This window comes from Nostoc sp. UIC 10607 (assembly GCF_047228265.1).
GTDB classification, from domain to species: domain Bacteria; phylum Cyanobacteriota; class Cyanobacteriia; order Cyanobacteriales; family Nostocaceae; genus Nostoc; species Nostoc foliaceum_A.
This window is the reverse complement of record NZ_JBIQNW010000009.1, coordinates 170,763-195,860: the sequence shown is the minus strand read 5'-3', so window position 1 is coordinate 195,860 and position 25,098 is coordinate 170,763. Positions and strand designations below refer to the sequence as shown.

At 44.1% G+C, this 25,098-nt stretch carries 39 protein-coding genes; 36 read left to right on the top strand and 3 right to left on the bottom strand.

The features are described from left to right. Positions 1-94: 94 nt before the first annotated feature. Entirely contained in the window at positions 95-928 is an 834-nt protein-coding gene (locus tag ACEYW6_RS11685; RefSeq protein ID WP_412979815.1) for an AMIN domain-containing protein, read from the top strand. A 142-nt stretch (positions 929-1,070) separates the two neighbouring features. Here the strand turns inward: ACEYW6_RS11685 and ACEYW6_RS11680 are convergent, their stop codons facing one another. Next, complete coding sequence (locus ACEYW6_RS11680) at positions 1,071-1,610, bottom strand: DUF3172 domain-containing protein (protein ID WP_196510704.1); 540 nt, start codon at positions 1,608-1,610, stop codon at positions 1,071-1,073. A 559-nt stretch (positions 1,611-2,169) separates the two neighbouring features. Between ACEYW6_RS11680 and ACEYW6_RS11675 the strand changes: the two genes are divergently transcribed. Beyond that, positions 2,170-2,997 (top strand): ABC transporter permease, encoded by an 828-nt coding sequence (locus ACEYW6_RS11675; protein WP_412979814.1) that lies wholly within the window; start codon positions 2,170-2,172, stop codon positions 2,995-2,997. Positions 2,998-3,154: 157 nt separating this feature from the next. On the opposite strand, the gene ACEYW6_RS11670 is transcribed toward ACEYW6_RS11675, so the two are convergent. Then, on the bottom strand, positions 3,155-3,631 hold the full coding sequence (locus tag ACEYW6_RS11670) for an NAD(P)H-quinone oxidoreductase subunit N (protein WP_412979813.1): 477 nt from the start codon (positions 3,629-3,631) through the stop codon (positions 3,155-3,157). A 950-nt stretch (positions 3,632-4,581) separates the two neighbouring features. Between ACEYW6_RS11670 and rplC the strand changes: the two genes are divergently transcribed. The 31 genes from rplC to prfA all read left to right on the top strand — a co-directional run bounded on the left by rplC (position 4,582) and on the right by prfA (position 22,622). After that, positions 4,582-5,214, top strand: a complete 633-nt coding sequence (rplC, locus tag ACEYW6_RS11665; protein WP_190891232.1) for a 50S ribosomal protein L3 — start codon at positions 4,582-4,584, stop codon at positions 5,212-5,214. A gap of 104 nt (positions 5,215-5,318) precedes the next feature. Beyond that, positions 5,319-5,957 carry a 50S ribosomal protein L4 gene (gene rplD / locus ACEYW6_RS11660; RefSeq protein WP_190891234.1) on the top strand — a complete coding sequence of 213 codons (639 nt, stop codon included), beginning with the start codon at positions 5,319-5,321 and terminating at the stop codon, positions 5,955-5,957. Next, complete coding sequence (locus ACEYW6_RS11655; protein WP_069070779.1) at positions 5,950-6,264, top strand: 50S ribosomal protein L23; 315 nt, start codon at positions 5,950-5,952, stop codon at positions 6,262-6,264. The genes rplD and ACEYW6_RS11655 overlap by 8 nt, the downstream gene beginning before the upstream one ends. Before the next feature lie 109 nt (positions 6,265-6,373). Continuing rightward, on the top strand, positions 6,374-7,237 hold the full coding sequence (rplB, locus tag ACEYW6_RS11650; protein WP_196510709.1) for a 50S ribosomal protein L2: 864 nt from the start codon (positions 6,374-6,376) through the stop codon (positions 7,235-7,237). Between the two features lie 113 nt (positions 7,238-7,350). Further along, complete coding sequence (gene rpsS, locus ACEYW6_RS11645; RefSeq protein WP_012410721.1) at positions 7,351-7,629, top strand: 30S ribosomal protein S19; 279 nt, start codon at positions 7,351-7,353, stop codon at positions 7,627-7,629. A gap of 67 nt (positions 7,630-7,696) precedes the next feature. Next, a complete protein-coding gene (gene rplV, locus ACEYW6_RS11640; RefSeq protein ID WP_412979812.1) occupies positions 7,697-8,053 on the top strand; it encodes a 50S ribosomal protein L22 in 357 nt (118 codons plus the stop codon). A 53-nt stretch (positions 8,054-8,106) separates the two neighbouring features. After that, positions 8,107-8,886: a 30S ribosomal protein S3 gene (gene rpsC / locus ACEYW6_RS11635; protein WP_412979811.1), complete on the top strand. Its 780-nt coding sequence runs from the start codon at positions 8,107-8,109 to the stop codon at positions 8,884-8,886. Between the two features lie 87 nt (positions 8,887-8,973). After that, complete coding sequence (rplP, locus tag ACEYW6_RS11630) at positions 8,974-9,399, top strand: 50S ribosomal protein L16 (protein ID WP_012410718.1); 426 nt, start codon at positions 8,974-8,976, stop codon at positions 9,397-9,399. A gap of 3 nt (positions 9,400-9,402) precedes the next feature. Then, on the top strand, positions 9,403-9,630 hold the full coding sequence (gene rpmC, locus ACEYW6_RS11625; protein WP_190891241.1) for a 50S ribosomal protein L29: 228 nt from the start codon (positions 9,403-9,405) through the stop codon (positions 9,628-9,630). 6 nt (positions 9,631-9,636) lie between these two features. Continuing rightward, entirely contained in the window at positions 9,637-9,885 is a 249-nt protein-coding gene (gene rpsQ / locus ACEYW6_RS11620) for a 30S ribosomal protein S17 (RefSeq protein ID WP_100901244.1), read from the top strand. A 46-nt stretch (positions 9,886-9,931) separates the two neighbouring features. After that, the gene (rplN, locus tag ACEYW6_RS11615; RefSeq protein WP_069070772.1) at positions 9,932-10,300 is read left to right on the top strand and encodes a 50S ribosomal protein L14; all 369 of its coding nucleotides are present in this window, start codon (positions 9,932-9,934) and stop codon (positions 10,298-10,300) included. Further along, positions 10,300-10,653, top strand: a complete 354-nt coding sequence (gene rplX, locus ACEYW6_RS11610; protein WP_190891243.1) for a 50S ribosomal protein L24 — start codon at positions 10,300-10,302, stop codon at positions 10,651-10,653. Before rplN ends, rplX begins: the two co-directional genes overlap by 1 nt. A 104-nt stretch (positions 10,654-10,757) precedes the next feature. Next, entirely contained in the window at positions 10,758-11,306 is a 549-nt protein-coding gene (gene rplE, locus ACEYW6_RS11605; protein ID WP_118167585.1) for a 50S ribosomal protein L5, read from the top strand. Positions 11,307-11,326: 20 nt separating this feature from the next. Next, positions 11,327-11,728, top strand: a complete 402-nt coding sequence (gene rpsH / locus ACEYW6_RS11600) for a 30S ribosomal protein S8 (RefSeq protein ID WP_012410712.1) — start codon at positions 11,327-11,329, stop codon at positions 11,726-11,728. Positions 11,729-11,814: 86 nt separating this feature from the next. Further along, a complete protein-coding gene (gene rplF, locus ACEYW6_RS11595) occupies positions 11,815-12,363 on the top strand; it encodes a 50S ribosomal protein L6 (protein WP_190891246.1) in 549 nt (182 codons plus the stop codon). A 2-nt stretch (positions 12,364-12,365) separates the two neighbouring features. Beyond that, a complete protein-coding gene (gene rplR / locus ACEYW6_RS11590) occupies positions 12,366-12,728 on the top strand; it encodes a 50S ribosomal protein L18 (RefSeq protein WP_069070767.1) in 363 nt (120 codons plus the stop codon). A 108-nt stretch (positions 12,729-12,836) separates the two neighbouring features. Further along, on the top strand, positions 12,837-13,364 hold the full coding sequence (gene rpsE / locus ACEYW6_RS11585) for a 30S ribosomal protein S5 (RefSeq protein WP_190891248.1): 528 nt from the start codon (positions 12,837-12,839) through the stop codon (positions 13,362-13,364). Positions 13,365-13,467: 103 nt separating this feature from the next. Beyond that, positions 13,468-13,911: a 50S ribosomal protein L15 gene (gene rplO / locus ACEYW6_RS11580; protein ID WP_190891251.1), complete on the top strand. Its 444-nt coding sequence runs from the start codon at positions 13,468-13,470 to the stop codon at positions 13,909-13,911. Between the two features lie 74 nt (positions 13,912-13,985). Further along, on the top strand, positions 13,986-15,296 hold the full coding sequence (gene secY / locus ACEYW6_RS11575) for a preprotein translocase subunit SecY (protein WP_190891254.1): 1,311 nt from the start codon (positions 13,986-13,988) through the stop codon (positions 15,294-15,296). Positions 15,297-15,298: 2 nt separating this feature from the next. Beyond that, entirely contained in the window at positions 15,299-15,853 is a 555-nt protein-coding gene (locus ACEYW6_RS11570) for an adenylate kinase (RefSeq protein WP_412979810.1), read from the top strand. Between the two features lie 176 nt (positions 15,854-16,029). After that, positions 16,030-16,254, top strand: a complete 225-nt coding sequence (infA, locus tag ACEYW6_RS11565) for a translation initiation factor IF-1 (protein ID WP_006276978.1) — start codon at positions 16,030-16,032, stop codon at positions 16,252-16,254. 117 nt (positions 16,255-16,371) lie between these two features. Beyond that, positions 16,372-16,485: a 50S ribosomal protein L36 gene (gene rpmJ, locus ACEYW6_RS11560; protein ID WP_015129703.1), complete on the top strand. Its 114-nt coding sequence runs from the start codon at positions 16,372-16,374 to the stop codon at positions 16,483-16,485. Positions 16,486-16,601: 116 nt separating this feature from the next. Next, positions 16,602-16,982, top strand: coding sequence for a 30S ribosomal protein S13 (gene rpsM / locus ACEYW6_RS11555; RefSeq protein WP_012410704.1), 381 nt, complete (start codon positions 16,602-16,604; stop codon positions 16,980-16,982). 54 nt (positions 16,983-17,036) lie between these two features. Continuing rightward, the gene (gene rpsK, locus ACEYW6_RS11550) at positions 17,037-17,432 is read left to right on the top strand and encodes a 30S ribosomal protein S11 (RefSeq protein ID WP_012410703.1); all 396 of its coding nucleotides are present in this window, start codon (positions 17,037-17,039) and stop codon (positions 17,430-17,432) included. A 327-nt stretch (positions 17,433-17,759) separates the two neighbouring features. Further along, a complete protein-coding gene (locus ACEYW6_RS11545) occupies positions 17,760-18,707 on the top strand; it encodes a DNA-directed RNA polymerase subunit alpha (protein ID WP_190891259.1) in 948 nt (315 codons plus the stop codon). Between the two features lie 31 nt (positions 18,708-18,738). Next, the gene (gene rplQ, locus ACEYW6_RS11540) at positions 18,739-19,089 is read left to right on the top strand and encodes a 50S ribosomal protein L17 (RefSeq protein ID WP_094349105.1); all 351 of its coding nucleotides are present in this window, start codon (positions 18,739-18,741) and stop codon (positions 19,087-19,089) included. A gap of 150 nt (positions 19,090-19,239) precedes the next feature. Further along, a complete protein-coding gene (gene truA, locus ACEYW6_RS11535) occupies positions 19,240-20,088 on the top strand; it encodes a tRNA pseudouridine(38-40) synthase TruA (protein ID WP_412979809.1) in 849 nt (282 codons plus the stop codon). Positions 20,089-20,153: 65 nt separating this feature from the next. Further along, positions 20,154-20,615 carry a 50S ribosomal protein L13 gene (rplM, locus tag ACEYW6_RS11530; protein ID WP_229497708.1) on the top strand — a complete coding sequence of 154 codons (462 nt, stop codon included), beginning with the start codon at positions 20,154-20,156 and terminating at the stop codon, positions 20,613-20,615. Beyond that, entirely contained in the window at positions 20,615-21,031 is a 417-nt protein-coding gene (rpsI, locus tag ACEYW6_RS11525; protein ID WP_190935522.1) for a 30S ribosomal protein S9, read from the top strand. The genes rplM and rpsI overlap by 1 nt, the downstream gene beginning before the upstream one ends. A 147-nt stretch (positions 21,032-21,178) precedes the next feature. Further along, positions 21,179-21,421: a 50S ribosomal protein L31 gene (gene rpmE / locus ACEYW6_RS11520; RefSeq protein WP_109011936.1), complete on the top strand. Its 243-nt coding sequence runs from the start codon at positions 21,179-21,181 to the stop codon at positions 21,419-21,421. 103 nt (positions 21,422-21,524) lie between these two features. Further along, positions 21,525-22,622 carry a peptide chain release factor 1 gene (prfA, locus tag ACEYW6_RS11515; protein ID WP_190891266.1) on the top strand — a complete coding sequence of 366 codons (1,098 nt, stop codon included), beginning with the start codon at positions 21,525-21,527 and terminating at the stop codon, positions 22,620-22,622. A 125-nt stretch (positions 22,623-22,747) separates the two neighbouring features. On the opposite strand, the gene ACEYW6_RS11510 is transcribed toward prfA, so the two are convergent. Continuing rightward, positions 22,748-23,194, bottom strand: a complete 447-nt coding sequence (locus ACEYW6_RS11510) for a hypothetical protein (RefSeq protein ID WP_412979808.1) — start codon at positions 23,192-23,194, stop codon at positions 22,748-22,750. A gap of 240 nt (positions 23,195-23,434) precedes the next feature. Here ACEYW6_RS11510 and ACEYW6_RS11505 point away from each other — a divergent pair, with 240 nt between their 5' ends. From ACEYW6_RS11505 to ACEYW6_RS11495, 3 genes are all read left to right on the top strand, one after another. Continuing rightward, positions 23,435-23,797: a helix-turn-helix domain-containing protein gene (locus ACEYW6_RS11505; protein WP_012410694.1), complete on the top strand. Its 363-nt coding sequence runs from the start codon at positions 23,435-23,437 to the stop codon at positions 23,795-23,797. Positions 23,798-24,025: 228 nt separating this feature from the next. Then, a complete protein-coding gene (locus ACEYW6_RS11500; RefSeq protein WP_412979807.1) occupies positions 24,026-24,484 on the top strand; it encodes a DUF29 domain-containing protein in 459 nt (152 codons plus the stop codon). Between the two features lie 116 nt (positions 24,485-24,600). Beyond that, positions 24,601-25,065, top strand: coding sequence for a hypothetical protein (locus ACEYW6_RS11495; protein ID WP_412979806.1), 465 nt, complete (start codon positions 24,601-24,603; stop codon positions 25,063-25,065). Positions 25,066-25,098 lie beyond the last annotated feature (33 nt).

Sequence of the window (25,098 nt, the reverse complement as noted above, 5' to 3'; positions counted from 1 at the left end):
AGTGGGGACTGGAAACTAGGGGAGAGGGATTTAAAGCGCGAAGTAAACAGCAATGTGAATGCATTGTATGGGTTTTATGGAGCAGATAAAAAGAATGAATCAGAGACTAAAGACTAGGCAATTTTGCCAATGGGGTAAGCAGCTATTTAGCGTCAGTATATTAGGCTTTTATGCAGCGATCGCCCTCGAAACTTACACTACTGCTGCTACACCAGTGGCAAAGCTAGATAATTGGCGTTTTTCCCCCAAGACACAGCAACTTGAAATCACCCTCTCAGGAGGCACAACCCCTCGTTATTTTTACCTCGCCCAACCCTCTCGTCTGGTTGTAGATTTACCGAATACTAAATTGGGCAAAGTTACCACGCAACAAAATTATTCTGGAGTAATTAAAAGCATTCGCGTTTCTCAACTAAATGAGAATGACACACGCATTGTCCTAGATTTAGCGCCAGGGACTGTTTTTAATCCTAAACAGGTACAACTGCAACCCCTGTCCCGAAAAAACTCCACTCGCTGGGTATTACGTCCGGTTATTTCTGGTAAAATTACTGCCGTGAAACCAGGAAACTCCCCACCTTCACCCAAGAAACAACCTCAAACACTCCAAAAGCTTCCTACTAACGTACCCGTAACTACTACTAATCTACAAGCGCCCTTACTCACAGTTCCGCCTCCATCCAATGAACTGCCCTCAACAATTACTACTAACTCAGGGCAGCCTTTTGTCACTGTTCCTCCCCTAACTCCGAATACACCCTCTCAAGAACCTGGTTTGATTCTTCCCCCTCCGTCTTTCCCAAATAAAACCGGTAACTTGAATAGCATTCCTCCTTTCGGTATGTCGGAATTTACAGTTCCAACAATCCCAAATATTCCAAATCCCCAGGTGATAGAGTTTGGCCAACCCCTACCTAAAAATAGATAGTGGAGAGTGGGGAGTAGGGAGTGAGGGGGTGAGGGAGCAGGGGAAGCAGGGGAGACAAGAGGTGAGGACTTGAAACAAGTCTTTCCCCTTGTCCCCAAGTCCTCTTGCCCCATGTCTAATGCTCAATTCCCCATTCCCAATTCTAAAATCTGTCAGTTTCCTGAGGAGTTCCAACTGCTCCAGGTTGAGCCGTAAAGAAGTTTTGAGCAGCTTCATTCTGATATATACACCTAATATCAGGTTGGCCACTGTCCAAGTTACCTGTGAATCCAAAGGTATTCAGGCGATTTTTGCAATCTCTTACCTGATCATTAGTTACCAGCTTACGTTGTTCTAAAAGTGCCCAGTTATTTTGTCGGATCACACATCCAGGACGCATACTGGGCTGGGCAACATAGACATTGAAGGGGTTGAGAGTGACGAACAATCTAGCGTCCATCACCATCGCGCTGGCTCCGTACTGCACGCAAATTTCAGGATTCGGTGCTTTGGTGTCTATAAATTCACGAGAAGCCACGTTTGATGGAGCCAACGTGGTTGTAGAACTAAAAGCAATGCCAATCCCTATTCCCAAAATCAACACCCCTCCCATAATTGCGATGGTGAAGAGGTTAAACATTGGGGATTGGAAAATAGAGGGTTTAGAAGTAGTAGCCGATCTACCAGTAGGTTTACGTCTCATTGTTGCTTAATCACCTTCACGCCGATTTGGAAGGGAGTGGTCTAAAGTTATCTCCCTATTTCAGTATGCCTATTCTTGATTGTAATTGTCTGCAAGTTTTTGAGCAGTATTCTTCTTAAATGATAAAAATAAGAACTTATTTAGATATCTCGACAGAATTTCAACCTTGTCGGTTATTGTTTCCATCTTGAATAATTGGTGAGTATTTTTATTTATTTGTCGATTAAGGAATTGTTATTACTGTTGTGCTGCTTCACATAAAAATTATAGAGTAACTGTCTTTAAACTTCTATATTTTATTAACCAATTATAGCATATTCTTGATATCTCTCAGATAGTCTTGATTCAATTTGCACAAATGATGCAGTCAAAATACTTGAATTATCTAGCTTTTTGTTTGTAAGTTTGCGGAAATTATGAGCGGAGGAAACCTGTGATTATAAATTTCTTAACCGAATTTTTCGTATTCTTATTAGAAATTTTGGTTACCCCTAGTAATTGATATGTTAAACAATGTAACTTAAAATTTAAGAAAGTTTTAATAACTAATTAGAAGCAAGTGGGATCTCAAAGAGCGTTATTTTCAAGCAAGAAGTTCAAAACTTCGCAACTTAAACTCTTTCTAGCTGATAGTCTGACTATTTTTTGGGGAGATTGGTTAGATTTACGTGTCAGAATCGTGCAAGTTGCTGCATCAGGCTTAATATCCCCACTGATATATATTTTAGCTTTTGGCTTGGGTTTAGGTAGTTCCATCAAACCTGGTTCGGGGATTAGTGGTAACTATAACAACTATTTAGAATTTATATTACCGGGGATGGTGGCGCTATCGTCGATGACGATTAGCTTTGGTGGAACGACATTTTCCATTTGTGGAGACAGACTATTTACCAAAACCTTTGAGGAATTATTGTTAACTCCTATACATCCCTTAGCGTTGCATATCGGAAAAATGCTGGCGGGAGTCGTGCGGGGGTTGATGACATCTGGTTCGGTGATTTTGGTAGCGGTGCTGTTGACTGGAAACTGGAATTTTCTCAATCCACTATTTTTACTATTGGTAGTGCTGAATTGTTCCGTATTTGCTGGGTTAGGGGTGATTGTGGGGTTAAGTGTGCGATCGCTCGAATCAGTTGGACTCTACAACAACTTTATAATTATCCCCATGTCTTTCTTAGGGGCAACCTTCTTTGATCCTGGGACATTACCAGCAGCCCTCAAAGTCGTAGTTTACCTGTTACCACTCACCTACGCCAGCATCGGACTACGTGCAGCGGCCCATTTACCTCTGTCTCAGTTTCCTTGGTACAGCATACCGATTTTGCTGGTGATAGCGATCGCTCTTTCTTTGTGGGGTGGTTATAAATTCGCTCACCAACAAGATTAAAATAATTCGTAATTCGTAATTCGTAATTCGTTAAAGCCTTTATTACAATCTGTGCTTTAACTTTTGCATCTTGTGGTTTTCGATTCAGCATTATTGAAATGCTGATTGAATTGAGTCATTAGTCATGAGCAAATGACTAATGACTAATGACAAAGGACTAACTGGCTAACAGAGTTTTTTCTAGAGAAGTCCAACGGAAGGCGCGATCGCCACCTCTCTCAATCACTACTCTCACTCGTGGTTCTAGCTGAGGCAAATTCGTTAAATACTCAAGTTCCTCATTGGAAAGAATATGCCCTTCAATAATCCACAAAACCAGCCCCTTTGACTTTGGTGGTAGCTGTTCTACATGAGAATTGAGAATTGGTGGCAAATAGTACACATGACCTACTGCGGCACCGCTACCAGTGCTTTTTTTACCAAGATGAGGAGGTCTAACTCCATGAATTCTTGTGAGATACGCAGCTACGTCGCCCAGTCCCCTGGCGGTAATGTGAAGGGTGGTATAACCAGCTGCGCGTAGTCGGCGCTGATATCGACCTTCATAACCTCCTTCCAGAGGTACATACACTCCAAGAGCGCCAAATTTTTCCAGATCGCGGATTAAACCGTTGCCAGTGGTAATTAGTGCCATAGATTTTCGTCTTATCCCACTTAGATATCTCTATTATTTACCCTGAACCGAGAGATTAAAAGCATTTTCTTTGGGCATTGAGCCTTGGGTATTGAGTATGCTTATTCTCCTTGTCCCTCTCATCTCCCGTGCTTCTTCCCCACTCCCCAAAAATAACTCCATAAATTACTGGACAAACATAAATAAATAATTTATATTATTAGATTGTGACCAAACATGCAAATTAGGCTGCATTCTTACTGTCATTCTGGGGTAGTGTTAGCATCAAAAGCTGATAACTCAATCCAAATTGGATAATATAACTCAGATTGATCATAGACTGGTAAACTAAGAAAGCTTTCAGGTCAACATTGGAGCTTATGGACGAAGAATCAAAGCCAATCCAAAGCTCCAGGGTACACCTACTCCTGTGCCTCTGAAAAAGCAGGCAAAATCTTAAACAATAGTTTAAGGTGTTTAGGGAAGTAAAAACTGAGCAGCAATGTTGGTTTCATGGCATTACGTCAGTCTCAGTTAACGGATACTGAGCGGTAAAAATCGCTTAAGTCCAACTGCAACAGGGCAGTAGCCAATCTCCGGGAAGCCGCCTTATGGGCGTCTAAAAATCGGAAAAACCCGCCGACAGCGCTGCCTCCAGAAAGTGCCAGAGCAATTGCTTGGACGAAAGCATTGCTGCACACAGCTTAAAGCTGTAGCGCCTTGCATTGATTCCAGAAGTTACTCCTTCCCAATGGGAGGGTACTTGTGGCTGTTCTGGTGATCTAGTGAGTGAAGCTAAACAGATTCACCAAGCAGTACGGACACGGTTTGTTGTGTCCGAAAGCATTTGGAGCGGTTTATTTAAACCATTCCAAATTTCGCAGGCTAACCCAGCCTAAACTGATGCGTACAAAACGTGTCCTCTAGAGTCCAATTCCAAGGTCAGCAAGTAGAAAGGAGAACCAGTTACTGTGTCTGTAGGTATTCTCGGCACCAAGCTGGGCATGACCCAAATATTTGACGAAGCAGGAGTAGCTATTCCTGTGACTGTCATTCAAGCAGGGCCATGCACCGTTACACAAGTTAAAACGAAACAAACCGACGGTTACTTTGCCATTCAAGTTGGTTTTGGCGAAGTTAAACCAAAGGCACTGAACAGACCACTATTGGGTCATTTGGCTAAATCATCTGCCCCAGCATTACGTCACCTAAATGAATATCACACCGATAGTTCTGGTGATTATGCTTTAGGTCAACAGATTAAAGCAGATATTTTTAGTGCGGGTCAAATTGTCGATGTAGTCGGCACAAGCATCGGTCGCGGCTTCGCGGGTAACCAGAAGCGCAACAACTTTGGTCGTGGGCCCATGTCACACGGTTCCAAAAACCACAGAGCACCGGGTTCTATTGGTGCTGGTACAACACCAGGTCGTGTCTATCCAGGTAAGCGGATGGCAGGGCGTCTAGGTGGGAAACGTATCACAATCCGCAAACTGACCATAGTGCGAGTTGATGCAGAACGCAACTTATTGCTAATTAAGGGAGCTATTCCTGGTAAACCGGGTGCTCTAGTAAGTGTTGTGCCTGCAAAAGTAGTGGGATAGTCAAAAGTCATTAGTCAAACGTCATTAGTCATTAGTCATTGGCTAAGGACAAATGGCAAAAGACAAATGACAAATGACAAATGACAAAGGACAAATAACTAAAGATGGTTGAAAGCGTAGTTAAAAATTGGCAAGGAGAACAGGTCGGCGAGACGACCTTCGAGTTGCGCGTTGCCAAGGAAGAAACAGCGTCTCATATTGTGCACCGCGCCCTAGTACGGCAATTGACTAATGCTCGTCAAGGAAATGCCAGTACAAAAACTCGTTCAGAAGTCAGAGGCGGTGGCCGTAAACCTTGGAGACAAAAAGGTACTGGTCGCGCTCGTGCAGGGTCTATTCGTTCACCACTTTGGCGTGGTGGTGGTGTGATCTTTGGACCAAAGCCCAGAGACTTTAACCTGAAGTTGAACCGCAAAGAGCGACGTTTAGCACTGCGGACAGCATTTGTCAGCCGCATTGAAGACTTAATAGTAGTAGAAGAATTTAGCACCGAGCTATCTCGCCCTAAAACTAAAGAATTAGTGGCAGCGCTTGCCCGTTGGGGAGTAGTACCAGAAAGCAAGTCACTGTTAATTTTGTCTGAAATTGCGGATACAGATAACATTTATTTGTCAGCCCGCAACATTGAAAATTTAAAACTAATTGCAGCCGACCAGCTAAATGTTTTTGATTTACTGCACGCTGACAAGATTGTAGTTACGGCATCAGCCCTAGAAAAAATTCAGGAGGTCTACAGTGCCTAGCTTTGACCCCCGTGACCTTGCCGACTTAGTACGTCGCCCAATCGTCACCGAGAAAGCGACCATCCTAATGGAACAAAATAAGTACACCTTTGAAGTAATTCCAAAGGCATCTAAGCCAGAAATCAAGGCTGCGATCGAAGACTTATTTCAGGTCAAGGTTGTAAAAGTCAACACCACCCTACCACCGCGTAAAAAGCGGCGCGTTGGTAAATTTATTGGTTATAAGCCCCAATATAAGCGAGCCATTGTTACCGTCGCACCTGGGGATGAAGACAAGATTAGACAAGTCCTATTCCCAGAAGTCTAAAAAAGTTGTGAGTTAGGAGTTATGAGTTACTGAACTCAAAACTCAAAACTCAGCACTCAGCACGGGCTAAACGCCCCGCTAACGCTATCAGCACTCAGCACTTAAAAATATGGGTACTCGTTCTTATCGCCCTTATACCCCCAGCACTCGCCAAGTTACAATTTCTGACTTTGCGGAAATTACAAAAACTGAGCCAGAAAAATCCTTAACGACCTCGAAGCATCGCGCCAAAGGTCGGAATAATACTGGACGGATTACTAGTCGTCGCCGGGGTGGCGGACACAAACAACTTTACCGGATCATTGATTTTAAAAGGGATAAACACAATATTCCTGCCAAAGTCGCAGCAATTGAATACGATCCTAACCGCAATGCCCGAATTGCCCTTTTGTATTACCAAGATGGCGAAAAGCGGTACATCCTCCATCCCAACGGGTTAAAAGTTGGAACAATAATTATTTCTGGACCTGAAGCTCCCTTTGAAGATGGTAATGCTTTACCTCTCTCGAAGATTCCCTTGGGTACAGGTGTTCACAATGTAGAACTGACCCCTGGTAAAGGTGGTCAAATAGTGCGTGCTGCTGGTGCTAGCGCTCAAGTTGTGGCAAAAGAAGGTAATTATGTCACTCTCAAGTTGCCTTCAGGAGAAGTCCGCTTGATTCGACGCGAGTGCTACGCCACCATTGGACAAGTAGGCAACACCGATGCCAGAAACCTGAGTGCAGGTAAAGCAGGACGAAATCGCTGGAAAGGTCGCCGTCCTAAAGTTAGAGGTAGCGTCATGAACCCAGTGGATCACCCACATGGTGGTGGTGAGGGTAGGGCACCTATCGGTAGATCAGGACCTGTTACACCTTGGGGTAAACCCACATTGGGCGCGAAGACCCGCAATCGCAAGAAACTTAGCAGCAAATTGATTGTGCGTCGTCGCCGTAAGTCTTCCAAACGCGGTCGCGGTGGTCGTGAGTCTTAGAGAGTTAGGAGTTAAGAGTTAAGAGTTATAAGTTGAGAGTAAAATCTAACTCCTAATTCCTCACTCCTCACTCCTCACTCATAATTCCTAAATCCTAAATCCAAAATTGAACTATGGGTCGTTCTCTAAAAAAAGGTCCTTTCGTTGCGGATCATCTCCTAAAGAAAATTGAAAAGCTCAACGACAATAACAGAAAAGAAGTTATTAAAACTTGGTCAAGAGCTTCGACAATTTTGCCTCTAATGGTAGGTCATACCATAGCTGTTCACAACGGACGCCAACACGTTCCAGTTTTTGTAAATGAACAGATGGTAGGACACAAGTTGGGTGAATTTGCCCCGACACGCACCTACAGGGGTCATGGAAAAAGCGATAAAAAAGCAGGTAGGTAGTCATTAGTCATTAGTCATGAGCTGAAAGACAAATGACAAATGACAAATGACAAAATTGGAGAAAATTATGGCTACTAGTACTACTGAAGTAAAAGCAATCGCTCGTTTTATCCGCATCTCGGCCTACAAAGTGCGACGGGTACTCGATCAAATCCGGGGGCGATCATACCGAGAAGCGTTAATCATCCTGGAATTCATGCCCTATCGCGCCACTGAACCCATATTGAAGGTTCTTAGAAGCGCTGCTGCCAATGCTGAACACAACGCTGGGTTAGATCGGACTCAACTAGTGATTACTCAGGCATACGCCGATCAAGGGCCATCCCTGAAGCGGTTCCAACCAAGAGCGCAAGGTCGAGCTTACCAAATTCGCAAGCCGACGTGTCATATTACTGTGGCCGTTGCAGCCGCCCCAGAAAAATAAGCACACTTACACGAATAAATTGCGTAAAGTAAGAAATCTTAGAGGAAGCATTCGTGGGACAGAAGATTCATCCAGTTGGTTTTCGCCTGGGTATTACACATGAACATCAATCCCGTTGGTTTGCTGTTCCTGACCGCTATCCAGAACTTTTACAAGAAGACTACAAACTCCGTCAATACATAGAACAAAAGCTGGGTAGACTTGCTCAAAACAACGCCGGGATTTCTGAGGTACGGATTGAGCGCAAAGCCGACCAAATCGACTTAGAAGTACGCACAGCAAGACCAGGTGTAGTGGTGGGCCGTGGTGGACAAGGTATCGAATCCTTGCGTACCGGACTCCAAGGGTTGTTGGGTAGTAATCGCCAAATTCGCATTAACGTAGTTGAAGTCCAACGAGTTGATGCTGATGCCTACCTAATTGCCGAATACATTGCTCAACAATTGGAACGTCGGGTTTCCTTTCGGCGGGTAGTGCGGCAATCGATTCAACGTGCCCAACGCGCTGGTGTCCAAGGTATTAAAATCCAAGTTAGCGGTCGGCTCAACGGTGCAGAAATTGCCCGGACAGAGTGGACTCGTGAAGGTAGAGTACCTTTACATACCTTACGGGCTGATATTGACTACTCTTATTGCACAGCAAAAACTGTTTACGGCATTTTGGGTATCAAAGTATGGGTGTTTAAGGGAGAGATTATTCCTGGACAGGAAGAGACTCCACTACCACCTGCAACCCGTGATCCTCGTGATCGTGGCGATCGCGATCGTGAACCTCGTCGTCGTCAACAACAACGTCGTCGCCAGCAATTTGAAGACCGCTCCAATGAAGGATAAATCGTCATTAGTCATTAGTCATTAGTCATTAGGGAATGGCAGATGACAAATGACAAATGGTAAATGACAAATGACAAGTGACAAACCATGTTAAGCCCTAGAAGAACTAAATTCCGCAAACAACAGCGCGGACGGATGGAGGGACTAGCCACCCGTGGTAGCACCCTCAACTTCGGTGATTTTGCACTCCAAGCGCAAGAACCAGCTTGGATTACCTCTCGGCAAATCGAGGCTTCTCGTCGGGCAATGACCCGTTATATTCGTCGGGGTGGACAAATCTGGATTCGGATTTTCCCTGATAAACCTGTAACCATGCGTCCTGCTGAAACCCGGATGGGTTCCGGTAAAGGTAATCCAGAGTTTTGGGTAGCTGTAGTCAAGCCAGGACGAATTCTGTTTGAAATCGGTGGGGTTTCTGAAGAAATCGCCCGTGAAGCTATGCGTTTGGCTTCATTTAAACTGCCTATAAAAACCAAGTTTATTGTGCGCTCTCAACCACAGGAGCAGGAGTAGCTTATGCCTCTTCCAAAGATTTCAGAAGCTAGAGAATTAAGTGACGAGAAGCTCTCTGATGAAATTGTCGCTATCAAAAGACAACTATTTCAGTTGCGCTTGCAAAAAGCTACAAGACAATTAGAAAAGCCCCACCAGTTCAGACAAACTCGACACCGCCTAGCCCAATTGCTGACGCTAGAGACAGAACGCAAACGGGCAGCAAGTCAATCGGCTAAAGAAGAAAAGTAGAAGATTATGGCAGTTAAAGAACGAGTTGGCTTGGTAGTGAGCGATAAAATGCAAAAAACTGTGGTAGTCGCCATAGAAAACCGCGCTCCTCACCCCAAGTACGGCAAGATTGTGGTTAACACCCAACGATATAAAGTTCACGACGAAGAAAATAAGTGTAAAGTAGGCGATCGCGTTCGCATTCAGGAAACTAGACCCCTGAGTAAAACCAAGCGCTGGAAAATCACAGAAGTCCTGAACGTCAAACCTACTTAAACCTCATCGTTGTTAGAAACTAACAACATTACAAGGGAGAATAATTGTGATTCAACCCCAAACTTACCTAAATGTCGCAGACAATAGCGGCGCCCGCAAACTAATGTGCATCCGCATCTTAGGCGGAGGCAACCGCCGTTATGGTTTTATCGGCGATAAAATTATCGCTGTTGTCAAAGATGCTACACCCAACATGGCTGTAAAAAAGTCTGATGTCGTGGAAGCAGTAATTGTCCGCACTCGTAAAGCTGTATCTCGTGACAGTGGCATGAGTATTCGCTTTGATGATAACGCTGCTGTGATTATCAACAAAGACGGTAACCCCAGAGGCACACGGGTTTTTGGCCCAGTTGCACGGGAACTGCGCGATAAAAACTTTACCAAAATCGTTTCTCTGGCTCCGGAGGTGCTTTAATGGCAACCAAACAGGGTACGCCCAAAGTATTCCACAAAATGCACGTCAAAACTGGCGACACCGTACAAGTGATTGCTGGCAAAGACAAAGGAAAAGTTGGTGAAATTATCCAGGCACTTCCCCAACTGAGTAAAGTTGTGGTCAAAGGTGTCAACATTAAAACCAAGCACGTCAAACCCCAGCAAGAAGGGGAGTCAGGGCGGATTCTCACCCAAGAATTCCCGATTCATAGCTCCAACGTGATGCTTTATTCCACCAAGCAAAATGTTGCCAGTCGTGTTTGTTATACCTTTACCTCAGAAGGCAAAAAAGTCAGAAAACTCAAGAAAACTGGCGAGATTCTGGATAAATAGTTAGAAGTTAGAAATTAAGAGTTAAGAATTTAACTCATGACTCATAACTCATAACTCGTAACTTTGTTCCCTGACCAAGCCCAGGGATATCAGGACAAAAAACTATGGCGACAACAAGACTCAAAAGCTTATATCAAGAGACAATCGTCCCCAAACTGATCAATCAGTTTCAATATACCAACGTTCATCAAGTACCGAAGTTGGTAAAGGTTACTATTAACCGGGGTTTGGGTGAAGCAGCTCAAAATGCGAAGTCGCTGGAAGCATCCATTAACGAAATTGCCTTAGTCACTGGTCAAAAACCAGTGGTAACGCGGGCGAAAAAGGCGATCGCTGGCTTTAAAATTCGTCAAGGAATGCCTGTGGGGATCATGGTTACCCTCAGAGCCGAACGGATGTATGCCTTTTTTGACCGGCTCGTTAGCCTATCACTACCCAGAATTCGAGATTTTCGTGGCGTTAGCCCTAAAAGCTTTGACGGACGAGGTAATTATACTCTGGGTGTGAGAGAACAGCTAATTTTTCCAGAAGTCGAATACGACAGCATCGATCAAGTGCGTGGGATGGATATTTCCATCATCACCACAGCAAAAAATGACGAAGAGGGACGCGCCTTACTTAAAGAATTAGGAATGCCCTTTCGCGATCAATAAGTTCATCTATAGAGGGAACGATGGCGGCTAACGACACAATTGCAGATATGCTGACGCGCATCCGCAATGCCAACCTGGCGCGGCATCAAACTACACAAGTGCCAGCTACAAAAATGACCCGGAGTATTGCCAAAGTACTACGGGAGGAAGGCTTTATTGCTGAAATCGAAGAAGCAGAAGAAGGGGTAAAGCACAATCTGGTGATTTCCCTGAAATATAAAGGGAAGAATCGTCAGCCTCTAATCACCGCCTTAAAGCGAGTGAGTAAGCCAGGCTTACGTGTTTACTCCAATAGAAAAGAATTACCAAGGGTACTAGGCGGCATTGGCATTGCCATTATTTCTACATCCAGTGGTATTATGACTGACCGTGAAGCGCGGCGTCAGAACTTGGGTGGTGAAGTGCTTTGTTACGTTTGGTAGTCATTGGTCATTAGTCATTTGTCATTTGTCATTAGTAAAAGACAAAGGACAAGAGGCAAAGGACAAATAACAAAGGACAAAAAGTCATGTCTCGTATTGGTAAACGTCCAATTACTATTCCCGCCAAAGTTCAAGTGGCGATCGATGGTACAAATATTGTGGTGAAAGGCCCGAAAGGAGAACTTTCTCGCACTCTAGCACCTAATGTCTCACTCTCTCAAGAGGGAGAAATATTGCAGGTAAATCGTCGAGATGAAACTCGTACTTCAAAGCAACTTCACGGCTTGAGCCGCACTTTAGTTGCCAACATGGTCGAGGGAGTTTCCCAAGGTTTTCAGCGCCGTTTAGAAATTCAAGGTGTTGGTTACAGGGCACAACTTCAAGGGCGTAACCTAGTTTTAAACATGGGTTACAGCCATCAGGTGCAAATTGAACCACCAGAAGGAATTCAGTTTGCTGTAGAAGGTACCACTAATGTCATTGTTAGCGGCTATGACAAAGAAATCGTAGGTAACACAGCCGCCAAAATTCGTGCCGTTCGTCCACCAGAACCTTATAAAGGTAAAGGCATTCGCTATGCCGGTGAAGTGGTCAGACGGAAGGCTGGTAAGACTGGTAAGGGTGGTAAGAAGTAGAAATGAAACTTACTCGTAGAGAATCAAAAAACCGTCGTCATCGACGCGTTCGTGGCAAAGTTATCGGCTCCCCAGAACGTCCGCGTTTAGCGGTATTTCGTTCTAATGAGCATATTTATGCCCAGTTAATTGATGATACTCAGCATCAAACCATCGTGTCTGCATCGACTGTAGAACCAGATTTGAAATCTAGTTTAGCGTCATGTGCAAACCGCGATGCATCGGCGCAAGTTGGTAAGTTGATCGCAGTGCGATCGCTAGAAAAAGGCATCACCAAAGTAGTCTTTGACCGCGGTGGTAACTTATATCATGGTCGTGTCAAAGCATTAGCTGATGCAGCACGCGAAGCTGGTTTAGATTTCTAAAGTCATTGGTCATTAGTCATTGGTCATTAGTCATTGGACAAATGACAAAAGACAAATGACAACTGACAAATGACAAAAGACAAATGACGTTCACCAGAGCACTAAATTATGGCAACAGAGCGTAAAAGTAGAACAAAGCGTGCCAAAAAAGAAGAAACCACTTGGCAAGAGCGGGTTATTCAAATCCGACGCGTGAGTAAAGTGGTCAAAGGTGGTAAAAAACTCAGCTTCCGAGCGATCGTTGTCGTTGGTAACGAACGTGGTCAGGTTGGAGTTGGAGTAGGCAAAGCCTCAGATGTAATTGGCGCTGTTAAAAAAGGCGTAGCCGATGGCAAAAAACACCTCATTGATATCCCAATCACCAAATCCAACTCCATCCCCCATCCTATTGATGGTGTCGGTGGCGGTGCAAAAGTGATTATGCGTCCAGCCGCACCTGGTACTGGGGTAATTGCTGGTGGTGCTGTGCGAACTGTTTTGGAATTGGCAGGAGTTCGTAACGTTCTAGCCAAGCAACTTGGCTCCAACAATCCGCTCAATAATGCTAGAGCCGCAGTTAATGCCTTATCTACACTGCGTACCCTTGCTGAAGTCGCCGAAGATCGCGGTATTCCTATTCAAAATCTCTACATCTAATTTAGTCATTAGTCATTGGTCATGAGTCATTAGTGAATAACAAAGGACAAATGACAAATGACAAACGACGAATGACAAACGACAAATGAGAACTTGATAACTTATGAGACTCCATGATGTTAAGCCGCAAAAAGGCTCAAAGAAACGCAAGAAGCGTGTAGCTAGAGGTATTTCTGCCGGACAAGGCGCTAGTGCTGGTTTAGGTATGCGGGGTCAAAAATCCCGTTCTGGTAGTGGTACCAGACCAGGATTTGAAGGTGGTCAACAGCCATTGTACCGCCGCTTACCTAAGCTGAAGGGCTTTCCGATTGTTAATCAGAAGATTTACACTACGATTAATGTAGAGAAGCTAGCCTCTCTTCCCGCGAATACGGAAGTAACTTTGACCTCATTAAAAGCCGCAGGTATCCTGACTGCTGTCAAGGGGCCATTGAAAGTTTTAGGTAACGGGGAATTGAGCATTCCGCTCAAGGTACAAGCGGCAGCTTTCACAGGTTCAGCTCGTAGCAAAATTGAGGCAGCTGGGGGGAGTTGTGAAGTCTTATGAGTGAGCCGGAACAGCGCACTTAAATGTAAGCCAACTCGCTGCCAGTGCTTGGTTCACTAAAAAGGTAGCACTCTATGATCAGTCGAGATAAAGCCCCAACGGCTCAAGAAACTTTTATGCAGATGGCACAAGCAGCCGGGCTGAGAGGTAGGCTGCTTGTCACCGTCGGTATTTTAATTTTGGTTCGCCTGGGTATTTTCTTACCCGTACCAGGGATTGATAGACCGAGATTTGCCGAAGCCATATCGGGGAGTAATTCCATATTCGGCTTATTGGATATATTTTCCGGGCGAGGACTTTCGACTTTGGGAGTCTTTGCTTTAGGGATTTTGCCCTTCATTAATGCGTCTATTATCATCCAATTGCTCACTGCTGCAATTCCATCTTTAGAAAATTTACAGAAAAATGAAGGCGAAGCAGGTCGACGAAAAATATCGCAAATTACCCGCTATGTAACTGTAGGTTGGGCAATTCTTCAAAGTGTAGCTTTCTCGTCATTATTCCTCCAGCAATTTGCCTTAAACCCAGGACCAATCTTCGTAGCTGAAACTGCGATCGCTCTGACTGCTGGTTCTATGTTTGTAATGTGGGCATCAGAACTGATTACAGAACGGGGCATTGGTAACGGTGCATCATTATTGATTTTTGTCAACATTGTTGCTTCATTACCAAAAGCTTTGGGTGATACCATCGAGTTGGTGCAAGTTGGCGGTCGGGAAACAGTAGGTCGCGTGATCGTGCTGATCTTAGTTTTCCTAGCGACAATTGTTGGTATTGTGATTGTGCAGGAAGGAATGCGCCGCATCCCAATTATTTCAGCTCGTCGCCAAGTAGGTCGGCGAGTTTTGGCAGAGCAGCGTAGCTATCTGCCCCTGCGGCTAAATCAAGGCGGCGTGATGCCAATTATTTTTGCTGCTGCCATTCTCAGTTTGCCACTGCTAATCGCCAATTTTACTAAAAATGCCGATTTGGCGAATATAGTTAACACTTATTTGAGTCCAAGCGGTTCTAGCTCCTGGGTCTATGCCTTGGTCTACATGGTTTCCATCGTTTTCTTCAGCTATTTCTATTCTTCGTTGATTCTCAACCCAGTAGACGTGGCGCAGAATTTGAAGAAAATGGGTTCTAGTATTCCTGGAATTCGTCCCGGCAAGGCAACTAGCGAGTATATCGAACGCGTTTCTAACCGACTCACTTTTTTGGGTGCGATATTTTTGGGCTTGGTTGCTATTATCCCTACCGCCGTGGAAAGCGCTTTGAATGTGAAAACTTTCCAGGGAATAGGTGCAACCTCTTTGTTAATTCTAGTTGGTGTGGCAATCGAGACAGCCAAACAAGTCCAAACATATGTCATCTCTCAGCGCTATGAAGGAATGGTGAAATAATAGTGACGCGATTAATCTTCTTGGGGCCGCCTGGAGCTGGTAAAGGAACACAAGCTCAAACTTTGGCTGAACACTTGAATATTCCCCATATTTCTACTGGTGAAATATTAAGACAAGCCATGAAAGAGCAAACTCATCTGGGAATCAAGGCTCAAAGTTATGTTGATAGCGGCGAGTTAGTACCCGACCAGCTAGTACAGGACTTGGTACAGGAGCGCCTCAGTCAACCAGATGCCAAAAATGGTTGGATTCTTGATGGTTTTCCTCGCAAAGTAACCCAAGCAGCTTTTCTGGAGAAGTTACTGGAAGAAATACATCAGAGCGGCGAAAGGGTAGTCAATCTAGATGCACCAGATGAAATTGTAATCGCACGTTTGCTAGCTAGAGGACGAAAAGATGATACCGAAGAGGTAATTCGTCGTCGTTTAGAAGTGTACCGCGCTGAAACTGCACCTTTAATTGATTATTATGGCGATCGCGAAAAACTCCTAACAGTCAATGGCAATCAGTCCCAAGACGATGTAACTGCTGAACTACAAAAGGTAATCGCTTCCTGAACAAGAGGGGGATTGGGGAGTCGGGAATTATCTACTCACCAATTCCCTTCCCAAGAAAAAGATCAATTTTAGCTAAGATATATTAATAAACTGTTGATATATTTCTTAAAGTGTGTTTTCTTGCAGATGAAGTGCTGCAACTGAACACGAAATTGTTGAGTTGAGGAAAAAACAAATTGTCTAAGCAAGATTTGATTGAAATGGAAGGCACGGTTACAGAGTCCTTGCCCAATGCAATGTTTCGCGTTGACTTGGACAATGGCTTCAACGTGCTAGCTCACATTTCCGGCAAGATTCGCCGCAATTATATCAAGATTTTGCCCGGTGATCGCGTCAAGGTAGAGTTAACTCCTTACGACTTGACCAAAGGCAGAATTACCTATCGACTACGAAAGAAGTAAGTATATGTAGAGAATTTTACCATAAAACCATTTTTAGGACTGTTTATTACTCAATTAGCTGGTTTAATTTCCCTAGAAATGCTATAATTTAATATTTGGAGTCAAAAAATAAAAGGCATGAAAGTTAGAGCCTCAGTCAAGAAAATCTGTGAAAAGTGTAACGTGATCAAACGTCGTGGTCGCGTCATGGTGATCTGCGTAAACCCCAAGCATAAGCAACGTCAAGGATAGCACTCTTACCAACAGAGTGAGTTGCAACACGCATATCATTAATTAAAACTAAAAAACGCGATTAATCACGTTTTTCTAACCAACAGCAATTGCGAAAACAATAGGGAGAGTTCATTGTGGCACGGATTGCCGGAGTAGACCTTCCACGCGATAAGCGCGTCGAGATTGGTCTAACTTACATTTACGGAATTGGGTTATCACGCGCTCAAGAAATTATAGCGGCTACTGGTGTGAACCCAGACACCCGCGTTAAGGACTTAAGTGATGCCGATGTGACAGCACTACGAGGCGAAATAGAAAGCAACTATCAAGTTGAAGGCGACTTGCGGCGCTTGGAGTCTTTGAACATCAAGCGCTTAGTTGACATTGGTACCTACAGAGGGCGTCGCCATCGTATGGGCTTACCAGTTAGAGGACAAAGAACTCGTACCAATGCCAGAACCCGTCGAGGCAGAAGGCAGACAGTGGCTGGGAAGAAGAAGGCTCCAGGGAAATAATTTTGCAACACTTGCTAATCAGAGCAAGTTTTACCTTAAATCAACTAAACAAGTATGGCGAGACAACCAACTAAAAAATCCGGGAGCAAGAAGCAGAAGCGGAATGTACCCAGTGGAATGGCCTACATCCAGTCTACTTTCAACAATAGCATTGTCACCATTACCGATCAAAATGGAGATGTCATCTCCTGGGCTAGTGCTGGTTCTAGCGGTTTTAAGGGAGCAAAAAAGGGAACTCCCTTTGCAGCGCAAACCGCTGCTGAAAGTGCAGCCCGTAGAGCCATTGATCAAGGAATGCGCCAAATTGAGGTAATGGTAAGTGGACCAGGAGCAGGTAGAGAAACCGCTATCCGGGCACTTCAAGGAGCAGGACTGGAAATTACACTCATTCGGGATATTACCCCCATTCCTCACAATGGTTGCCGTCCACCCAAGCGCCGTCGAGTTTAAATACCAAGACTTGGGCATTGAAGGCGAGAAGTTACAACCAAAGTAAGTAAAATTACTTCCAATGATCGCTTGGGCGTCTAACGTGCAAATTGTTATTGGGTGAAAAGTTGGGCGACCAGAAGCATGTCAGATTTTCCCATAGGGAAAGATGTTAAGCTTCGGGCTACCCAAAATATTATTAGCGCCTGCAAGCTCAATAGGGGCATCAAACTATACCGTAATTTTATACTAGTAGTTTGATTAACCTAGACCTACAGGACATAAAGTCAATTCGGGAGGCAATTGATTTGTCTGCTAGCAGCACCTTAGAAAAAGGGAGGCTCATCCGTGGCGCAGTTTCAGATTGAATGTGTAGAGTCGAATACTGAAGAAAGTCGGAACCATTACAGTAAATTTGTTCTGGAACCTCTAGAACGCGGTCAAGGAACAACGGTTGGCAACGCACTGCGGCGGGTTTTACTGTCCAACCTAGAAGGTACAGCAGTTACAGCAGTGCGAATTGCAGGCGTTTCACACGAGTTTGCTACAGTTCCGGGCGTGCGGGAAGATGTGCTGGAAATCCTCATGAAAATGAAGGAAGTTATCCTAAAAAACTATTCCTCGCAGCCCCAAATTGGTAGATTACTCGTTAACGGCCCAGCAACTATCACTGCGGCGCATTTTGATTTACCCAGTGAAGTAGAAGTTATCGATCCGACCCAGTATGTAGCCACCATCGCTGAGGGTGGAAAGCTGGAAATGGAATTTCGGATCGAGAAAGGCAAAGGGTATCGCACTGTAGAGCGAGGACGTGAGGAAGCCACATCGTTGGACTTTCTGCAAATCGACTCAATATTTATGCCAGTGCGAAAAGTTAACTATAGTGTTGAAGAATCTCGTGGGGAAGGCTTGATTCCAAAAGACCGACTGCTGTTGGAAGTTTGGACAAATGGCAGTATTTCCCCCCAAGAAGCACTATCTTCAGCCGCTGGGATCTTGGTAGATTTATTCAACCCATTGAAAGACATCTCCCTAGAACCAACAGACACAGGTTCGGAGATTCCAGACGACCCAACTGCCCAGATACCCATCGAAGAGTTGCAACTTTCTGTGCGGGCATATAACTGTCTCAAACGGGCACAAGTTAACTCTGTGGCAGATTTGTTGGATTATACCCAAGAAGACCTCTTAGAAATTAAGAACTTTGGGCAGAAGTCAGCAGAAGAAGTCGTGGAAGCTTTGCAGCGACGCTTGGGCATCACTCTGCCAATGGAAAGAGGCTCTAAACACCCTTAAGAAAAACCTTCATAATTCATAGTGCATAATTATGCGTCACCGTTGTCGCGTCAAAAAACTCAGTAAACCAGCCGATCAACGCCGTGCTTTGTTGCGATCGCTCGCCACCGAGCTGATCCGTCATGGTAAGATCACCACCACTTTAATTAGAGCGAAAGTTCTAAGAAGTGAAGTGGAAAAAATGATTACCCTAGCCAAAAATGGCTCTTTGTCAGCACGTCGGGAAGCCCTTGGCTATATCTTCGACAAACAACTGGTTCACGCTCTATTTGAGCAAGCTCCAACTCGATATGGCGATCGCCAGGGCGGTTATACCCGCATCCTGCGTACCGTACCGCGTCGGGGCGATAATGCAAAAATGGCAATAATTGAATTGGTTTAAGTCATTAGTCATTGGTGAGCCAGTGCGGTCTTGGGGGTTTCCCCCATGAGTAACTGGCGAACCCGAAGGGTCATTAGTCATTGGTCATTAGTGAACAACAAAGGACAACTGACAAAAGACAATTGACAAAAGACAAAGGACAAATTCTGTATGTTAGAAAGCCACCAGCCTACACAAACTCATCGAGTAGCCTTGGTAATCCAATACCTGGGCACTCATTTTCATGGCTGGCAACGGCAAAAAAAACAACGGACAGTCCAAGAAGAGATAGAAAGAGCGATCGCTACTATTCTTGGGCATCATGTGACACTACACGGTGCTGGGCGAACCGATTCTGGAGTTCACGCTGCTGCTCAAGTAGCCCATTTTGAAGCAACAGGTTTAATTCCGCCTCACAAGTGGGCAACAATCCTCAACAGCTACCTGCCGCCAGATATATTAATCAGGGCTTCAGCTAGTGTCGATAACCGTTGGCACGCTCGCTTTAGTGCAGCCTATCGACGGTATCGCTACACAATATATACTGAAAATCGGCTTAACTTGTTTGTAAGACCCTTCAGTTGGCATTATTATTATGCACCCCTGGATGAATCTTTAATCCAAGCTGCCTTGAAACCTCTCTTGGGAAAGCATCACTTAGCTGCTTTTCACCGTGCAGGCTCAAAGCGATCACATTCCTGGGTAGAGGTACAAGCAGCAGAGTGTCGTCGCAGTGGGCCATTTATCCATATTGAAATACAGGCAGATGGATTTTTGTATGGCATGGTACGGCTGTTGGTAGGGATGCTGGTACAAGTAGGTTCTGAACAACGGACACTTTCTAGCTTCACCGAACTCTGGAAAGAACAACGTCGAGAAGAGGTGAAACACGCCGCACCGCCTCAAGGCTTGTGCTTGTTGCGAGTCGGCTATCCAGATTTTCCCTTTCCAAAAGAGATTTGGTACGACACCTTGCCAAAGTTCGTCACTAGTCAAGAGTCATTAGTCATTGGTTTTTAGTAACAACTAATGACAACTGACAAATGACTAATGACAAATTAAAAATGACAAAGGACACATGACAAATGACAACGAGTAAAACATACCTTCCTTCTCAAGCATCCCTTGAGCGTGAGTGGTACATAGTAGATGCCACCGATAAACGCCTCGGTCGCCTCGCCAGCGAAATCGCTCAAGTATTGAGAGGCAAAAAGAAACCCGAATATACACCCCACCTAGATACAGGTGACTTCGTAATCGTCATCAATGCCGAGAAAGTCGCAGTCACTGGCAAAAAGCGCACTCAAAAGCTTTACCGTCGCCATTCTGGTCGTCCCGGTGGAATGAAAACCGAAACTTTTGCTAAACTGCAACAGCGCATACCAGAGCGGATTTTAGAACAAGCTGTTAAAGGTATGCTACCTAAAAATAGCCTGGGTAAGCAGTTGTTCACCAAGCTGAAAGTCTACGCTGGCCCTACACATCCTCACGATGCTCAAAAACCTAAAGAACTAAAAGTTAGTACAATTCCTGGAGAAGAAAATTAATGGTAGTAGCAGATGCTAATAGCGGTCGCGCCGTATACTGGGGTACTGGCCGTCGTAAGAACGCAGTAGCACGGGTACGCTTGGTTCCAGGAACCGGTCAACTGATTGTGAACGGTAAAGATGGAAACTTGTATTTCCAATTCAACCCCAACTACCTGGGAGTGATTAAAGCACCCCTGGAAACTCTGGGACTAGAAAATGAATATGACATTTTGGTGAAAGCAGAAGGCGGCGGCTTGACCGGACAAGCTGATTCTGTTCGTTTGGGAGTTGCTCGTGCTTTGTGCCAACTCGATCCAGACAACCGCCCACCTTTGAAAACCGAAGGTTATTTGACTCGCGATCCGAGAGCAAAAGAGCGGAAGAAATATGGTTTACATAAAGCTCGGAAAGCACCCCAGTACTCTAAGCGTTAGGAAATTGGGCATTGATGAAGAAGGTGATAGGTTACAGGGGACAGGTGATAGTTTTCTGTTACCTGTAACCTGTTACCTTCTGCCTTCTTCTAGCTGCAATTGAACGCTGAAAGTTATAATTTATATAGATTCATCACAAAAAGAACAATGGCTAAAGCTGATATTCACCCCAAGTGGTATCCAGATGCTAAAGTTTACTGCAACGGTCAAGTTGTTATGACCATTGGCTCTACCAAGCCAGAATTGCATGTAGATGTTTGGTCTGGAAATCACCCATTTTACACCGGCACTCAGAAGATTATTGACACTGAAGGTCGAGTAGAGCGCTTCCTCCGCAAGTACGGCATGAGCAGTACTCAAACATCTGGCGACGATCAAAACAAAAAGTAGCGGGTTGGCTCTGCTGTTAACGACGGCCCTGCATCAGCTGGGTCGATTTTCATTTATATGCTCGAGCCAATTTGTTATTTTTTAAGGAGCGATCACAATCGTCATGGCTGAATCATACTTACTGGACAAACTAAAATCCGTTGAACAAACTTTTAATGAATTAACACGTCGTCTTGGCGACCCCGATACCGCTAGCAATCCTGATGAGTATCAAGAAATTGCTAAGTCTCGTTCTTCTTTGGAAGAGGTAGTTAATACTTATGAAATTTGGAAAACAGCCCAAGAAGACTTGACAGGAGCGCGTCAGGTTTACAAAGAATCTGCAAGTGACCCAGAGTTGCAAGAAATGGCATCACTGGAAGTAAAAGAACTTGAAGAAAAAATAGAACACTTAGAGTCTCGCCTGAAAGTTTTACTGCTACCACGCGACCCCAATGATGAAAAGAATATCATGTTGGAAATTCGCGCTGGTACTGGTGGCGATGAAGCAAGTATTTGGGCTGGCGATTTGATGCAGATGTACACCCGCTATGCCCAGACTCAAGGTTGGAAAGTTTCTCTAGTGAGCGAATCTCGAGGAGAAATGGGTGGCTGGAAAGAGGTCATTCTCGAAATTAAAGGTAATGATGTTTACAGCCAGCTAAAGTTTGAAGCTGGAGTGCATCGTGTGCAGCGCGTGCCGGCAACTGAATCTGGAGGACGAGTTCATACTTCCACAGCTACCGTGGCGATTATGCCAGAGGTCGATGATGTGGAAATTCACATTGACCCGAAAGATATTGAAATGACTACAGCTCGTTCTGGTGGTGCTGGTGGACAAAACGTCAACAAGGTGGAAACAGCCGTTGACTTGATGCACAAACCGACGGGAATACGCATTTTCTGTACAGAAGAACGCAGTCAGTTGCAAAACAAAGAACGAGCTATGCAAATTCTGCGGGCGAAGTTGTATGACATCAAATTAAGCGAACAACAAGCAGCTGTTACTTCCATGCGGCGATCGCAAGTTGGTACTGGATCGCGATCAGAAAAAATTCGCACCTATAATTATAAAGATAACCGCGCTACCGATCATCGGTTAGGTCAGAATTATTCTCTTACCCCTGTTTTGGATGGTGATTTAGAGACGCTTATCCAATCTTGTATATCTCTAGACCAACAGGAACGTCTGGCGGAGTTAGCGACTTCTGCCGCTAACTAATTTCTGTTGTTAAATATGCCAATACGGTTCAGTCAAGGGTTATTGGTGTAGATAATTGGTCTTTGAAGACGCGATAAATCGCGTCTCTACATGAGGGTTTTGTTGCTCATTCTGAACTGTATTGGTTAAATATCCTGTAAAACCACTTGTTCTTCTGTTACTTTTAACACAAACAGGTGGTTTTCTAATATTGCGTGGAGTGTATCTTCTATTTCACTGGGATAATGGTAATAAGCAAATTCGTACTTCATAACGTAATTTAACTTCGCCCATTCCTTCAGGGTTTCACAAGTATAAATTAGCTTTTCCACTTCTTCTTGCCAACGTGCAAAAATCCGGTAGCTAAAAAAGCTGCTGCATATATTGCCTTTTGCATCCCAGTAGGAAATACATACTTGATGTTTCAGAAGGTGGATTTTTTTGATTTGCTTAACATCGTAGCCTTTAACTTTTAAAGCTTCTTTAGTTTCTGCGTCAGAAATGTTCCACTGTTCTGGTTTAATTTTATTAGTGGCTATAAGGTTTTTACCTTTGCGGCGATATTGATTAATTTTGCGTGGCTTGCGAAACATGATGCACCTTCGATATTATTTCTTCGCAGCAAAGTCTAGCTACTAGCACAACCGCCGTAGCAAACTAAGTTTTTTGGGTTGATTAAAGATAGATGGGTTATTCTACTAGCTTGATGCCTGTAGTTGCCGATTTACAACCAGAGATATAGTTTAGTACTAAAACACAAGGCTGTCAATATAAAAGTAAACTTGTAATATTGAAAGTAAACTTGTAAATACAGTTGGCTAGCTATATAAGCAGTGAAGATCGAAAGCAAACAAAAACTGATTGAAATCATTAAACTAGCTCGCGGTTCAATGAGTCAGCGAGCATTTGGTAAGCTTTTGGGAGTATCTGCTACTGCCGTTCAGATGTGGGAAAAAGGTGTGAAGGTTCCAGATACAGAAAATTTGGCTCGAATCGCATCGAAAGCAGGCTACACAATGGAAGAGTTAATCAGCTGCATAGATGGCAAGCCAATTCCAGAAACCTCAGATTTGAGTCTGATTCTTAGACAAATCCAGCACATGCCTTTGGCCCAAGTGGCCCAAATCGTGCAAGCTGCGGCAGATAGATTGGCGGCTGTGGCTGAAGCATCCGGGGATGAAGCAAAAGCAAGTTGAATACTAAAATAATTCGTAATTCGTAATTAAGTTTTTTAAGGGCGATTTAGGGGACTTCCAAATAAAACAATATCCCAAAACTAACGCAAAAATTCTCTCTATCTCTTCTCCCTCTGTGTTCTCTGTGTCTCTGTGGTTCGTTTATTTAGATAATTTATTTCTTGGAAGTCCCTAGCATAAAATTGCCTCAAACTAGCTCGTGGTTTCTTGCTGTCAAGGTTCAACTCTATGGACAAACCTTTTTTGTATGACCAAGACTTTTATGGCTGGACACAGCAGCAGGCTAAAGCGTTAGAACAAAGGCTAGTTATGGAACTAGACTGGCAAAACCTGCAAGAGGAAATTCAAGCTTTGGGGAGACAGGAGTATCGGGAACTCGTGAGTCGTCTGAGTGTATTACTCGGTCATCTCTTGAAGTGGGAGTATCAACCCGAACAACGTTGTCGCAGTTGGTTTTTAACAATTCGAGAACAGCGCCGCGCCATTCATAGGCATCTGCGGCAGAACCCTAGCTTAAAGTCTCGAATAGAAGAAGCTTTGTTAGATGGCTTTGAAGTGGGAGTGGATTTGGCGTTACGAGAAACTAACTTACCATTACGAGCTTTTCCAGAGCGTTGCCCCTATTTATTTGATGATGCGATCGCAGACAATTTTCTGTGCGATACTCGTCAAGACTGGGAAGGATAATTACTACCATTTTTATGACGCTCATTTGTTATTTGGAGATACCTTAAGTAGAACGAGGTCAAAAAAATTATATACTTATAAGTCTTACTTCAAGTTAGTTAGATATAGTTATATCTATGAAAGAAGTAATAGAAAATGTAAAACAAACTATAGCGCAAAAACAAATACTTTGGGCTTATCCAATTGCACTAAAATTACAAAAATATCACTGTAGTTTGGCAATTCAATGGGCAATAGAATGCATACAAATATATTCATCTGAGATTGAATCGGACAAACTCTCCCAGCTTAATAAATATATTCAGCAAGCTTTGTCGGAGCCAAATTTTTTAACTCCTTTACAGTGTAATGAAATTAGTCGAGAAATATGGTATTTGCCTGAAAGGGAAGAAATTCAAACTGCAATAGCTCGACTATGGGGTTCTATCGCAGCTTTTAAAGATGGAGAAGATCGTGGTGGAGTAATGGAAACCACTAGGGCAGTCGAATTAGTATTACCTGATATATCCGCTCGTCGTCTATTAGATCGATACTTAGAAGCTGCTGTAATAATTTTTGAAGAATACGAATCACAAAACTAGGCGTGTGAGTAGTAAAATCGCATTGATTCACCT